The organism is Amycolatopsis sp. NPDC034160, assembly GCF_055575355.1.
Window position 1 is genome coordinate 598,875 of sequence record NZ_JBVISU010000001.1, and the last position, 13,436, is coordinate 612,310.

The 13,436-nt window shown below is 67.7% G+C and carries 15 protein-coding genes; 8 read left to right on the top strand and 7 right to left on the bottom strand.

Going from position 1 to position 13,436, the window contains the following annotated elements; translation table 11 throughout:
- Nucleotides 1-241: 241 nt before the first annotated feature.
- From ACZ54P_RS02895 to ACZ54P_RS02905, 3 genes are all read right to left on the bottom strand, one after another.
- Nucleotides 242-775: a GNAT family N-acetyltransferase gene (locus ACZ54P_RS02895; RefSeq protein WP_465459851.1), complete on the bottom strand. Its 534-nt coding sequence runs from the start codon at nt 773-775 to the stop codon at nt 242-244.
- Nucleotides 776-822: 47 nt separating this feature from the next.
- Nucleotides 823-1,692, bottom strand: a complete 870-nt coding sequence (locus tag ACZ54P_RS02900; RefSeq protein ID WP_465459852.1) for a LacI family DNA-binding transcriptional regulator — start codon at nt 1,690-1,692, stop codon at nt 823-825.
- Between the two features lie 88 nt (nt 1,693-1,780).
- Nucleotides 1,781-2,815 (bottom strand): LacI family DNA-binding transcriptional regulator, encoded by a 1,035-nt coding sequence (locus ACZ54P_RS02905; RefSeq protein ID WP_465459853.1) that lies wholly within the window; start codon nt 2,813-2,815, stop codon nt 1,781-1,783.
- 114 nt (nt 2,816-2,929) lie between these two features.
- Between ACZ54P_RS02905 and ACZ54P_RS02910 the strand changes: the two genes are divergently transcribed.
- From ACZ54P_RS02910 to ACZ54P_RS02940, 7 genes are all read left to right on the top strand, one after another.
- Entirely contained in the window at nt 2,930-3,946 is a 1,017-nt protein-coding gene (locus tag ACZ54P_RS02910; RefSeq protein ID WP_465459854.1) for a substrate-binding domain-containing protein, read from the top strand.
- Nucleotides 3,943-4,932: an ABC transporter permease gene (locus ACZ54P_RS02915; RefSeq protein WP_465459855.1), complete on the top strand. Its 990-nt coding sequence runs from the start codon at nt 3,943-3,945 to the stop codon at nt 4,930-4,932. The genes ACZ54P_RS02910 and ACZ54P_RS02915 overlap by 4 nt, the downstream gene beginning before the upstream one ends.
- Nucleotides 4,929-5,735, top strand: coding sequence for an ATP-binding cassette domain-containing protein (locus tag ACZ54P_RS02920; protein WP_465459856.1), 807 nt, complete (start codon nt 4,929-4,931; stop codon nt 5,733-5,735). The genes ACZ54P_RS02915 and ACZ54P_RS02920 overlap by 4 nt, the downstream gene beginning before the upstream one ends.
- A 9-nt stretch (nt 5,736-5,744) precedes the next feature.
- Nucleotides 5,745-6,614 (top strand): PfkB family carbohydrate kinase, encoded by an 870-nt coding sequence (locus ACZ54P_RS02925; RefSeq protein ID WP_465460224.1) that lies wholly within the window; start codon nt 5,745-5,747, stop codon nt 6,612-6,614.
- Entirely contained in the window at nt 6,611-7,258 is a 648-nt protein-coding gene (locus tag ACZ54P_RS02930; protein ID WP_465459857.1) for a nucleoside/nucleotide kinase family protein, read from the top strand. The genes ACZ54P_RS02925 and ACZ54P_RS02930 overlap by 4 nt, the downstream gene beginning before the upstream one ends.
- Complete coding sequence (locus ACZ54P_RS02935; RefSeq protein ID WP_465459858.1) at nt 7,255-8,001, top strand: SDR family oxidoreductase; 747 nt, start codon at nt 7,255-7,257, stop codon at nt 7,999-8,001. The genes ACZ54P_RS02930 and ACZ54P_RS02935 overlap by 4 nt, the downstream gene beginning before the upstream one ends.
- A 184-nt stretch (nt 8,002-8,185) precedes the next feature.
- The gene (locus ACZ54P_RS02940) at nt 8,186-8,599 is read left to right on the top strand and encodes a VOC family protein (protein ID WP_465459859.1); all 414 of its coding nucleotides are present in this window, start codon (nt 8,186-8,188) and stop codon (nt 8,597-8,599) included.
- Here ACZ54P_RS02940 and ACZ54P_RS02945 read toward each other — a convergent pair.
- The 3 genes from ACZ54P_RS02945 to ACZ54P_RS02955 form a co-directional block, all read right to left on the bottom strand.
- The gene (locus tag ACZ54P_RS02945) at nt 8,596-9,267 is read right to left on the bottom strand and encodes a DedA family protein (protein ID WP_465459860.1); all 672 of its coding nucleotides are present in this window, start codon (nt 9,265-9,267) and stop codon (nt 8,596-8,598) included. The two genes, ACZ54P_RS02940 and ACZ54P_RS02945, sit on opposite strands and share 4 nt — an antisense overlap.
- A gap of 146 nt (nt 9,268-9,413) precedes the next feature.
- The gene (locus tag ACZ54P_RS02950; RefSeq protein ID WP_465459861.1) at nt 9,414-11,672 is read right to left on the bottom strand and encodes an MFS transporter; all 2,259 of its coding nucleotides are present in this window, start codon (nt 11,670-11,672) and stop codon (nt 9,414-9,416) included.
- A 4-nt stretch (nt 11,673-11,676) separates the two neighbouring features.
- Nucleotides 11,677-12,195: a MarR family winged helix-turn-helix transcriptional regulator gene (locus ACZ54P_RS02955; protein WP_465459862.1), complete on the bottom strand. Its 519-nt coding sequence runs from the start codon at nt 12,193-12,195 to the stop codon at nt 11,677-11,679.
- A gap of 234 nt (nt 12,196-12,429) precedes the next feature.
- On the opposite strand from ACZ54P_RS02955, the gene ACZ54P_RS02960 reads away from it, so the two are divergent.
- The gene (locus tag ACZ54P_RS02960) at nt 12,430-12,852 is read left to right on the top strand and encodes a PPOX class F420-dependent oxidoreductase (RefSeq protein WP_465459863.1); all 423 of its coding nucleotides are present in this window, start codon (nt 12,430-12,432) and stop codon (nt 12,850-12,852) included.
- A gap of 39 nt (nt 12,853-12,891) precedes the next feature.
- Here ACZ54P_RS02960 and ACZ54P_RS02965 read toward each other — a convergent pair whose 3' ends face one another.
- Complete coding sequence (locus tag ACZ54P_RS02965; protein ID WP_465459864.1) at nt 12,892-13,419, bottom strand: TetR/AcrR family transcriptional regulator; 528 nt, start codon at nt 13,417-13,419, stop codon at nt 12,892-12,894.
- Nucleotides 13,420-13,436: the final 17 nt, after the last annotated feature.

The window sequence follows — 13,436 nt, forward strand, 5'->3', positions numbered from 1 at the left end:
TTGGTTGGGGCGTGTTTCTCTTTCCCCCCCCCAACCCACCCCCTAACCCCCCCCTCCCCCCACGACCCACCGCCGCCCTTCCGTCCAAGTACCGGGGAGCGCGTGACTGGTGGGGCTGCGGAGGCTCGTGATGGCCTTCCGGAACTCAGCGAAGAGCACCTACGCCTACCTCGCGAAAAGCGGGCGGGGCCTCGTGAGCGAGTACCCGTTCGTCTCCCGCATTCAGTCCTCTAAATGCGGGTCACCAGACATCGCCGGAGCGCCAGTCGCAGGTGATCTCCCCGTCCAGGTCCAGGGTGACCCCCACCGGCAGCACGTGGATCGACCCGTCGTCCTCCTTCGTCGCCTTCACGCCCGAAGGTGTCATGGCCGACGAAGGTCCCCGCCACAGCAGCCAGCCGCGCGACTCGTAGAACTCCAGGGCGTCTTCGGACGCCGAAAGCGCACCGAGGTCGTACGCCTTCCGCAGGACCCGCTCCAGCGCGTCCATCATCGCGGCGCCGTGACCGCGCCGACGGTGGTCGGAGCGGACGGCGACCGCCTCGACGTACCCCGTCCGGAGTGCCCGGCCCTCGTGTACGAGCCGTCGCTGGACCAGTGACGCGTGCCCGATCAGCTCGCCGCCCTCCCAGATCAGCGTATGCATGCCGCCGAGGGCGTTTTCCCAGTCGTTGTCGCTGAAATCGCCGTCGAAGGCGTCGTCGAGCAGGGCGCGCGCTGCTTCCAGCACGGCGGCGTCGAGGTCGGCGGTGTGCACGGTCCACAGCTCGGTCATTCCGCCATCTTCACCCGGCGGCGGCGTTCTGACCAGCGACTTGTGACTCAGCAGCCGCAGGACTGACGGTGTATGAAGCGCGGCGCGAGCCGTACGGATTCGGGTCGTCGCTCAGGGTCGGTGATCCGGGCGAGCAGGAGTTCGACGGCCTTGCGCCCGATCTCCTCGATCGGCTGCGCCATCGTGGTCACCGCAGGGGTCACCTGGCCCGCCCACTCCATGTCGCCGTACCCGACGATCGCGAGGTCGCGCCCGATCCGGATGCCGAGCCGGTGCGCCTCGTACTGGACGCCGATCATCATCGCCTCGCTCGCCACCACCAGCGCTGTCGGCGAGGGCCAGCTGTCGAGCAGTTTCGCGGTGGCGGCGGCCGCTCCACCCGGGGTCGACTGCCCGCATGCGACCAGTTGCGACGTCCATCGGATGCCGGAGCGGCCGAGGCCGAGCCGGTAGCCCAGCGCGCGCTCCTCGTAGGTGGTCATGCCTTCTTCGCCCGCGATGAAGCCGATCTTGCGGTGCCGCAGCCCCGCGAGATGCCGCACGAGCGCGCAGACGGCCTGGATGTTCTCGGAGCCGACCTGGTCGACGTCGTTGCGTCCGGCCATCCGGTCGACGAGGACGGTCGGCACGCCCATCCGGACCAATCCGTTGATCACCGCCTCGTCGCCCGCCGCGGGAACCAGCAGGACGCCGTCGACGCGGTCCGCCCGCAGCTCGCGGATGACCGCGGCCTCGTTGGCGACGCTGTCGCCAGTGTCGGCGAGGGTGATCTCGCAGCCGTGACGGCGCCCGGCGCGGCGGATGGCGCGGATGAGTTCACCCGAATAGGGGTTCGCGTGCATCGCCATGGCCACCCCGAACCGGTGGGTGACAGGGGTGTCCTCCCACAGGGGTAACGCCGGGGACAATGCCGTCATCGATCCACGCCTTCATCCGAGCTTGAATGAAGGTAACGGCTGACGGGGCGTCGCTCGGCCGCGAGACCGGAAAGTCGCCCAACAATCATCAATGTGAGTGAACGTGCGCGCAGCCGCAGGACGCACGGTGGCGGAGCGTAGGCGGAATCCGGAGCGTCTGGGCCTTGCGTGTGGGGTCGTTGATCCGGGACAGCAGCAGGCGGACGGCCTGCGTGCCGATCTCCTCGATCGGCTGCGCCATCGTGGTCAGCGGCGGATCAACCAGGTCTGCCCACTCGACGTCGTCGTAGACCACGACGGGCAGGTCGATCCCGGCTCGCATGCCTCGGCGGCTCAGCTCGTGCAGCACCCCGACCATCATGCTGTCGTTGCCGACCACCAGTGCCGTCGGCGGTTCCGGCAGCGCGAGCAGCGTGCTCAACGCCAGCGCTCCGCCCGCCCGCGACGACTGCCCGCAGGCGACCAGTTCCTCCGACCAGGTCCGCCCCGAACGGCCGAGTCCCAGCCGGTAGCCGAGGATCCGCTCCTCGCTGGTGCTCAGCCCGGCCGCGCCGCTGATCATGCCGATCCGCTGGTGCCCGAGCGACGCCAGATGCGCCGTCAGCGCCGACGTCGACTGGATGTTCTCCGCGCCGACCTGGTCGACGTCGGTGCGCGTGGAGAGCCTGTCGATGAGCACGGTCGGGACGTCGAGCGAGACGAGTTCGCCGATCACCGAACCGTCGCCGGGCGAGGGCGTGATCAGCAGCCCGTCGACCCGGCGGGAACGCAGTGTCCGGACCGTCTCACGCTCGGTGTCGACCGTGTCGTGGGTGTCCGCCAGCAGGACGGTGTACCCCGCCGCCGCGGCTTCGCGTTCGATCGCCTGGATGAGCACCGCGAAATACGGATTCGCCAGGAGGGAGATCGCGACGCCGATCGACCGCGTCCCGCCGGTGACCAGCGAACGGGCGATGGCGTCACCGGTGTAGCCGGTCTGCTCGATCGCCCGGAGCACCGCGGCCTTGGTCTCCTCGGCGACCGCCCTCGTCCCGTTGACCACATGCGAAACGGTCGTGATGGAGACGCCCGCCAGTTCGGCGATGTCGCGTTGGGTGGGACGGGAGGAGCGTGACGGCGGCATTACCAATCCTCGATCAGGTCTGCTGCAAGCGTTTGCGCAAACGCTTGCGAGTGAGCATAACCCTGTCTACCTTCCCGTCCATCGCCGATAGCCTTGAATCGGAGGGCATCCCCCATGAGACAGCGCAGTCTCCTAGCGCTAGCCCTGGCAGCCGCGCTTACGGTGGCCACGGCCGGGTGCACGGTCGAACGCCACTGGGGTGGCGGGTCGAAGACCGGTGGCGGTGGCAAGGCCAAGGTCGGCCTGGTCACCAAGACCGACACCAATCCCTACTTCGTCGAGTTGAGAGCGGCCGCCAAGGCCGCCGCCGAGTCGAACGGCGCGGACTTCAGCGCTCTTGCCGGCCAATTCGACGGCGACAACGACGGCCAGGTCCGGGCCATCGAGAACCTCATGCAGCAGGGTGCGAACACCATCCTGATCACGCCGAGTTCCTCGACCGGTGTGCTCGACGCCATCGACCGCGCCCGCAAGGCCGGGGTGCTGGTCATCGCGCTCGACACCGCGACCGAACCCGACACCGCCGTCGACGCCACCTTCGCCACGGACAACTTCGAGGCCGGACGTCAGCAAGGCGCGTACGTCAAGGCCGCGCTCGCGGGCAAGCCGCCGAAGCTGTTCATGGTGGACGGCACCGCCGGATCCACAGTGGACACTCAGCGGCACACCGGGTTCCTCAAGGGCATCGGGCTGACCGACGCCTCGCCGGAGATCAAGGGCAAGACACCCGCGAACGGTGACCAGAGCCTCGCCCAGCAGGGCGTCGAGAACCTGCTGCAGCGCACCACCGACATCAACGCCGTCTACACGATGAACGAGCCGATGGGCCGAGGCACCTACGCCGCGCTCCAGGCCCGCGGCCTGGTGAACCAGGTCGTGATGGGCTCCATCGACGGTGGCTGCGAAGGCGTCAAGAACGTGCGCGACGGCCAGTACGCCGCCACGGTCATGCAGTTCCCGAAGAAGATGGCCGAGCAGGGTGTGCTCGCCGCCGTCGAGTACGCCAAGACCGGCAAGAAGCCGAGCGGATTCGTGAACACCGGTTCCGCGGTGATCACCGACAAGCCGATTCCCGGCGTGGAAAGCCAGGACACCAAGTGGGGCCTCGAGAACTGCTGGGGGACGAAATGACCACCGCGACCCTCAAGACGAACGAACGCCCGACCATCGGTGAGTTCTTCCTGCGCGCGCCCGCGGTCGGGCCCGCGCTGGCCCTGCTCGTCGCGATCGTGGTGTTCTCGCTTTCGACCGACACCTTCCTCGACCTCGACAACCTTTCCCTTGTGGTGCAACAGTCCCTGGTGGTGGGCACGCTCGCGCTCGGGCAGACGTTGATCATCCTGACCGCCGGTATCGACCTGGCCAACGCGGCCGCGATGGTGCTCGCGACGCTGATCATGGCGAAGCTCGTTGTCGACGGCGTCTCCGGGATTTGGGCGCTACTGCTGGGAATCGTGGCGACGGTGGTGATCGGGATGGTCACCGGCTCCCTGGTCACCCGGATCAAACTGCCGCCGTTCATCGTCACGCTCGGTCTGCTGACGGTGCTCACCGCGGCCGCGAAACTGTTCGCGAGCGGTCAGGCCGTCCCGGTCGCCGACGAACTGCTCAAATGGCTCGGCACCCGCCGGTACCTGTTCGGCGGCATCCCGATCACCTACGGCATGACGCTGGCTTTCCTGATGTACCTGGGGCTTTGGTACGCGCTCACGCGGACGCCGTGGGGCAAGCACGTGTACGCGGTCGGCAACGCGCCGGAATCCGCGCGGCTGTCCGGGATCAAGGTCAACCGCACCATTCTTTCGGTGTACATCGTCGCCGGGGTGATCGTCGGGATCGCCGCCTGGCAGGCGCTCGGCCGCGTGCCGAACGCCGACCCGAACGCGTTCCAGCTCGGCAACCTCGACTCCATCACCGCGGTGGTGCTCGGTGGCGCGAGTCTGTTCGGCGGCCGGGGTTCGGTTCTCGGCACGATGATGGGCGCGCTGGTCGTCGCGGTACTGCGGTCCGGGCTGACCCAGCTCGGCGTGGACGCGCTCTACCAGGACGTCGCCACCGGTGCCCTGCTCATCGGCGCCGTCTGCGTCGACCGTTTCGCGAGGAGGCAGCAGTCATGACGACACCGACGTTGTCCGCACAGGGACTGGTCAAACGCTACGGCCGGGTGACCGCCATCGACGGCGCCGACTTCGAACTGTTCCCCGGCGAGGTGCTCGCCGTCGTCGGCGACAACGGTGCCGGGAAGTCGAGCCTCATCAAAGCCCTTTCGGGCGCGGTGATCCCGGACGCCGGTGAGATCAAAGTGGACGGTCAGACCGTCCACTTCAAATCCCCGTTGGACGCTCGCCACTACGGGATCGAGACGGTGTATCAGGATCTCGCCGTCGCGCCGGCGCTCGACATCGCGTCGAACATGTTCCTCGGCCGGGAAAAACGGCGTCAGGACATCTTCGGCAAGGTGTTCCGGAAGCTCGACCGGACCGCCATGCGGGACGAGGCGCAGCGGATCCTGGACGAACTCGGCATCAACATCAAATCCATCGCCCAGCCGGTGGAGACGCTGTCCGGCGGGCAGCGCCAGGGTGTCGCGGTCGCGCGGGCGGCCGCGTTCGGCACCAAGGCGGTGATCATGGACGAGCCCACCGCCGCGCTCGGCGTCGCCGAATCCGGCAAGGTGCTCGACCTGATCAACCGGATCCGCGAACGCGGCCTGCCGGTGGTGCTGATCAGCCACAACATGCCGCATGTGTTCGATGTCGCGGACCGCATCCACGTGCACCGTCTCGGCAAGCGCGTCGCGGTCGTCTCGCCGAAGACGCACACGATGAACCAGGTCGTCGGCCTGCTCACCGGCGCGTTGAAGATCGGCGAGAACGGCGAGGTTGAAGAGGTCGCTTCGGCTGTGCACACCGGGTTGTAGCGAGTGAGAGTGCTGCTGGCGGGCCTGTGCACCGTCGACCAGGTTCAGCGTGTCGCCGAGATCCCGGCGCCGGGTGAGAAGGTGCGTTCGCTGTCGATGGACGTCGCCGCCGGGGGGCCGGCGACGAACGCGGCGGTGACCGTGGCCGCGCTCGGCGCCGAGGCGACGCTCCTCACGGTCGCCGGTGCGCACCCGCTGGCCGCACTCGCCCGCGCCGACCTCGATGCGCACGGCGTCGACCTCGTCGACCTCGATCCCGAACAGCCCGATCCGCCGGCGATCAGCGCCATCGTCGTCCGTGAGTCCGACGGTGAGCGCACCGTCGTCTCGCGCAACGCCCACGCTTCGTCGCGTTTAGTCCTCTCGATGCGTTCCTTGCACGCGCAACTACCGCGTTTAGAGGACGAAATGCCCAGGTGTGTCCTCCTCGACGGGCATCATCCGGAGGTCGCCCTCGACGTGGCGCGCTGGGCGCGGGAGCGGAAGGTGCCGGTGGTGCTCGACGCGGGGAGCTGGAAGCCGGTTTTCGGCGAACTCCTGCCGTTGGTCGACATCGCCGCGTGCTCGTCTCTCTACCGTGGGGATGATCCTCGCGAGTACGGCGTACCGGTCGTGATCACCACGGCGGGACCGGAACCGGTGCGCTGGACGACGGCGGAAGGATCCGGTGCGGTTCCCGTCCCCGTCACCCGGGCGCGTGACACGCTTGGCGCGGGCGACGTCTGGCACGGGGCTTTCGCGTACGCGGTCGCCAGGGGCCTGGGAGGCCTCCAGGCTTGGATCGAGTTCGCCAACGAGGTGGCCGCCGAACGGGTGCGGCATGAAGGACCGAGGTCGTGGACGGCTTCGGTCGCGAAGAGGGGAGAGGGACTGCCATGACAGCCATGCCATCGGTGTTCGAGGACCTGTTGAGCAGGGCTCAGACGCTGGCGAAGCCGGGACAGCGCAGCGTGCTCGGGATCGTCGGCGCCCCCGCGTCCGGTAAGACGACGCTGGCCTGGGGCCTGGCGAAGGCGCTGGGCACGAGGGCGGCCGTGGTCGGGATGGACGGTTTCCACCTGGCGCAGGTGGAACTGCAGCGGCTCGGCCGGGCGGAGCGCAAAGGCGCGCCGGACACCTTCGACGCCGCCGGGTACGTGCACCTGCTGCGCAGGCTCGCCGAAGGCCGCGAGACGGTCTACGCGCCCGAGTTCCGCCGTGAGATCGAGGAGCCGATCGCCGGTGCCGTCGCGGTCACCCCGGACGTCCCGTTGGTCATCACCGAGGGCAACTATCTTCTCCTGCAGGACGACCCGTGGAGCGGCGTGAAGCCGATCCTCGCCGAGTCGTGGTTCCTCGCGCCGGACGAACCCGAGCGCATCGAGCGGCTCGTGTCGCGGCACCGTCGTTACGGCCGCTCGCTGGTCGAAGCGCGTCGCCGCGCACTCGGCTCCGATCAGCGCAACGCCGATCTGATCGCGTCGACCAGCGGCCGCGCTGACCTGGTCCTGGAGAACCTTCCGCTGGTCAACTTCGCCATATGACCGGCGTTCTCGTCGTGACGGGCGGCAGCAAGGGCATCGGCGCGGCGGTCTGCGAACTGGCCGCCGCGCGCGGTTACGACGTCGTCGTCAACTACGCGGGCGACGCCGAAGCGGCCGAAGACGTCGCTTCGCGCGTCCGGCGGCACGGCGTCCAGGCGATCGCCCGGCGTGGTGACGTCGCGTCCGAAGAGGACGTGGTCGGCCTGTTCGACGCGGCCGTCGAACTCGGCCCGCTCGCCGGGGTGGTCGCGAACGCGGCCATCACCGGCAACACTCCCGGCCGTTTTGACGAGTACGACGTGGACGTCGTCCGTCGCGTGGTCGATGTCAACATCACGGGCGTTTTCCTGTGCGTCCGCGAGGGCATCCGCCGGATGTCCACCCGGTACGGCGGCGCGGGCGGCGCGATCGTCACGGTGTCCTCCACCGCGGCGCGGACCGGATCACCCGGGGAATGGGTCCATTACGCGGGAACCAAGGCCGCGGTCGAAACGATGACCTACGGCGTGGCGCAAGAAGTCGCGAAAGAATCCATCCGGGTCAACGCGGTCGCACCGGGGATGATCCATACCGGACTGCACGCCGCGGCGGGATTGCCCGACCGGATGGACCGGATCGCCCCGACCATTCCGATGGGACGCGCCGGCGAGCCGAGCGAAGTCGCGGAAGCCGTGCTGTGGCTCCTTTCCCCGGTCGCTTCCTACACCACCGGGACGGTGTTGACCGTCGGCGGCGGGCGTTGACGACCCGGGCCACGGAGCGGTCACGGGGCGATATCGGGTCCGCGTGCGGTTCAGCCACGTTTTAACACTGTTTCCCGGTCGATATCACGATTCATGTGGGAAGTCGGCGGATCACCTCGGCGTCCGATGCGCCTGTGTCACCCTGGTGGCGTCCCCAGCTTCTTGATCAGGACGGTCATCCCCGATGTCCAAGCTCATGTCTGTGCACCACCTGGCACTCACCGTGACCGACGTGGACCGGAGCGTGCCCTGGTACGCCCGAGTGCTCGAACTCGAGGAGTTCACGCGTCGCGAAGACCCGGAGACGGGTCTGCGGAAGGTCGTGCTGCGCTCGCCGAGCGAGGGTTTCGCGGTGGTGCTGGTCGAGCACCAGGACACCGAGCGGCCGCGATTCGACGAACGGCGCACCGGTCTGGACCACGTGGCGTTCAAGGTCTCTTCGCGGTCGGAATTGGCTGAGTGGGAGGCGCGGCTCTCGGAATACGGCGTCGTCTACACGCCGTCGAAGGGCTCACGGACGCTTGAGGGCTCCACGGTCATCGTCTTCCGCGACCCCGACGGCATCCAGCTGGAGATCTGGGCCGACCCCGAGGTCTAGGTGGTGGCGGGGTCTTCGACCTCTTCGGCGGGGCGCCGCATCTCCTGGCGATAGCGGATCACGCCGTAAGCCGTGCCCACCACGAAGAACGCGACGCTGACCCAGAGCGCGACGGTCTTGACCCACGGCAGTTCGTCCAGCAGGCCGGCACCGTAGTAGCCGAGCAACACCAGCGTCGGCACCCAAAGCAGCCCGCCGAGCGCCGTCGCGAGCGCGAACCGGCGCGGATCCATCCGCGCGGTTCCCGCGATCAGCGGCGCCAGCGTGCGGATCCACGGGATCCAGCGCGCGGCCACGATGGCGAAGAAACCCTTGCGATCCAGGAACGCCCTGGCACGGTCGAGATTGTGCCGGTTCAGCACCTTGCCGCCGCGCCGCGCGATCAGTTTCGTGCCGGTCGACCGGCCGATGTAATAGCCGACCTGGTTGCCGAGGATCGCGACGAGCAGTGCGGCGGCCGACAGCAGCCACGCGTTCAGGTCGGAGCCGTGCTGCGCGAGGACGACCCCGGCCGCGAACAGCAGGGAGTCGCCGGGCAGGAACAGCCCGATGATCAGCGCGCACTCCACGAAGATGAAGCTGAGCACGATCACCCAGACGAGCACTGGCCCGGCGGTGTCGAGCCAGCTCACGCCGATGCCCGCGGCCTCGGTGTACACCTCACTCACGACGCGAGCCTACGTGTTCCCGGCGAACCACACGCGGCCGAACCATGGAATCGGGGTGTCCGAAAGGCCCGGTCACGCTTCCCTCAAGCGCGATGAAGGGGCCTTTCATCGCGAATTTCGCAATGAAAGGCCCCTTCATCTCAGCCTCAGGAGTGGTCGACGAGTTCGTCCAGCGCCTGGTCGTAGCCCAGCCGGACGTCGTGTTCGGCCTGGTCACCGCCCAGCAGGTCCACCCGGCTGGTGGCGGGCGGGTAGCCGCTCGCGATCACCGTGTACGTCCCGGCGGGCAGGTCGCTGACCGTGTAGTTGCCCTCCGCGTCGGTCCTCGCCACGGCGGCGACGCCGCCCGAGGAATCGAGCACGGTGATCCGCGCGTCCGGCACCACCCGGTCCCCGTCGGTACGGGCGACCCCGCTCAGCAGGATCGTGCTGACCAGTTCGACGTCGTGGCGCAGCACGCCGGCGCCGGTGGCGGTCAGCGTCGCCGCGACCGGCCGGAACCAGCGACCGCTGGCGACGATCGTGTACCGCCCGCCGACGATGCCGGTGAACGAGTACACGCCGTTCTCGTTCGTGTGCGTCCTGGCGACCTGATTGCCGTTGTGGTCGATCAGGGTCAGTGCCGCACCCGCGACGTTCGTGGCGTCGTCCCGGCGGACGTGCCCGGTGATCTGGGCGGATCCCGCCCGGAACACCCCGTTGCCGTTGCCGTTGGTCAGCGCGTGCTTGCCGGGCTCGGCAGGCGCGGTCACGACCGTCTTCTCGGCAGGCGTCTCGTCCTCTTCCAGGAGGGCTTCGCCGCCTTCGAGGGCCGAAGCCGCGGAGGGCGCCGAGCCGCCGAGCAGCGGGATCTCCTTCATGAACATCAGCACCAGCGTCGCCAGCAGCGCGACCGCGCCCGCCACGTAGAACACCGTCGTGATCGACTCGGTGAAGCCGATCAGCACCGGGGTCTTGATGGCCTCGGGCAGGCTCGCGATACCGCTCGTGTTCGACTGCAGGTCACCGAGCGCCGCCGCCTGGGGTCCGGTCGGCGCGTTGCCGCCGAACGCCTTGGTGATGTTGCCGGGCAGGACGTTGAACAGGATCGTCAGGAACACCGCGACCCCCGCGGTACCACCGATCTGCCGGAAGAACGTCGCCGAAGCGGTCGAGACGCCCATGTCGCTGCGCGGGCCCGCGTTCTGCACCGCGATGATCAGCGTCTGCATGCAGGCACCGAGGCCGAGACCGATGATCGCGGCCGCGACCAGCGGGTGCCACAGCGCGCTGTTGTACTCGACCTGCGCGAAGAAGAACGAGCCCGCCGCGATCAGCAGCGTGCCGACCACCGGGAACACCTTGTAGCGACCGGTCTTGCTGGTGATCTGGCCCGAGATGATCGAACCACTCATGATGCCGGCCATCAACGGGATCATCAGCAGCCCCGACTCGGTCGGCGAGAACTCCAGAACCACCTGCATGTACTGCGGGATCATCATGATCGCGCCGAACATCGCGACACCGACGATGACGCCGCCGATGATCGCGACCGTGAAGGTCGAGTTCTTGAACAGCCGCAGCGGGATCAGCGCGGCGTCCTTCATCAGCTTCTCGATGAAGATGAAGGCGACGACGCCGATCGAGCCGATGACGTAGCAGATGATCGCGTTCTGCGAGCCCCAGCCCCACTTGTTGCCCTGCTCGGCGACGATCAGGAACGGCACCACGGCGACGACGAGCGCGAGCCCGCCCCACCAGTCGATCTTGTGATCGTGGCGCTGGTGCGGCACGTTGAGGACGCGGGCGACGACGAACAGCGCGACGATCGCGATCGGCACGTTGATCAGGAACACCCAGCGCCAGCCGGCGATGTCGTAGCCGAAGACGCTGCCGAGCTTGTCGAAGTCGGCGAAGAACCCGCCGAGCACCGGGCCGAGCACGGTGGAGATACCGAACACGGCGAGGAAGTAACCCTGGTAGCGGGCGCGTTCCCGCGGCGGCACGATGTCGCCCATGATCGTCATCGCCAGCGACATCAGACCGCCTGCGCCGAGCCCCTGGATCGCGCGGAACGCGGCCAGCTCGTACATCGACGTCGCGAACGCCGAGGCGATCGAGCCGATCAGGAAGATCGAGATCGCGGCGATGTAGAACGGCTTGCGCCCGTAGATGTCGGACAGCTTGCCGTAGATCGGCGTGACGATCGTCGAGGTGATGAGGTAGGCCGTGGTGATCCAGGCCTGCAGGTCGAACCCGTTGAGGTCGTTCGCGATCCGGACGATCGAGGTGCCCACGATCGTCTGGTCGAGTGCCGCCAGGAACATGCCCGACATCAGGCCGATCAGGATCGTGACGATCTGACGGTGACTGAGCCGGGGACCGTCTTCTTGGATGGCTGGCGGACTTTCTACGGTGGAACTCATTGCTTCAGGCCCCCTTGGCCTTCGACGCCGACGCGGGGTCGGCGAACTGTGGAGATGTTTTTTCGAGGTCGTCGTTCAGCCGGTGGAACAGCGAGTTGAGGGTTTCGCGGTCGGCGTCGGACCACTCGCCGAGTACCTCGGCGAGCCATTGATTCCGTTGCTTGCGGTTCTCCTCGAAGACCCGGAGACCTTCGGCGGTCGGTGCGAGCAGGCAGGCGCGGCCGTCTTCGGGGTCGGCCAGGCGCTCGACCAGCCCGTGCTGGACGAGAGAACTCGACTGCCTGCTGATGGTCGAGATCTCGGAGTGCAGGAACTCGGCGAGCTTGCTGGTCCGCTGGGGACCGACGTGGATGAGGCAGAAGAGGATCGCGTACGCGGCCCGCTCGATGCCGTCCGGCCCTTGTTTGGACACCTGGGACTTCGCCCGGTTGACCAGGCGCACGAGCCGCACGAGCTCATGCCCGAGGGTGTCGGCCAGATCGAGGTCGGCCTTCGACCTGGTGCCGGGTGTCGTGGGTGTCATGGGGGTCTCTCTCGCCGGTTGCTTGGTCACTGCAACTAGTTGCCTAGAGCAAGGATGTTCCTCTCGAGAGTGCTTCGCAAGGAGAAAGTGACCTTGTGTGTCGGACAACACTTTAGTTGCCGCATGCAAGCACATTTATTCGTGCATGTTTGTCCGATTCGCCCGTCTTGGCCCGCTGAGCAGGGCTTTTGTCCGGCTTGGAACAAGTCAGGCTCGTCGCGCTTTGATGGAGTCATGACCGACTCCGCGCTTTACGCGATCCTCGCCGACCGTGACTTCGGCACCCTCGCCACCATCAAGCGCGACGGCAGGCCCCAGTTGTCGACCGTCAACTACCTCTACGACGCGGACGCCGGCGCGATCCTGATCTCGATCACCGCGCCGCGCGCCAAGACCAAGAACCTCCGCCGCGACCCGAGGGCGACCTTCCATGTGTCGACCGAAAGCGGCGATGGCTACGTTGTCGTCGAGGGTCCCGCCGTCTTGACACCGACCGCCGCCGCCCGGGACGACGCCACCGTCGACGCGCTGGTGGATCACTACCGGCGGGCTCGCGGCGAGCACCTGGACTGGGATGAGTTCCGCGACGCCATGGTCGCCGACCAGCGTGTCCTGCTGACTATCCCGATCGAGCGCGTCTACGGCCTTCAGATGTGACCCGCATTCAGAGGACTAAATGCGTGAAGGAGCGGGGTGTCAGGGGTGGATGCGGGCGATGATCTCGTCTACCCGGTCGAGCAGGTGACTCGGGTCCTCGCCGTCGATCGCGGCCCGCAGGTAGAGGCCATCGCCCACCAGGATGACCAGTTCCGCGGTCAGCGGATCGTCGACGTGCTCGCTGATCATGTCGTGGACCTTCTGGTTGCAGACCTTCACGGCCTCGGTGACCCGCGGTTCGTTCAGCAGGATCCGGATCGTCGCCATGCTCGTGCGATGCAGCGGCTTGCGCATCGTGACGTCGGTGATCGCGGTGCGCAGGTAGTACGACACGACGCCCTCGGGCGCTTGCCTTGCCTGTGCCATGTCCTCGTCCGTGAGCCGGAGCAGTCGCTCCATCAGGCCTTCGACCAGGGCGTCCTTCGAGCCGAAGTGATAGAGCAGGCCACCCTTGGACACCCCGGCCTTCGCGGCGACGGCTTCGAGCGTGACCACGCCGGGGCCCTGGTCGATGAGGATCTCCTCGTACGAGTCGAGGATCCGTTCCTTCGCTGAGGGCTTCGCCATATCAGTTGACTATACCG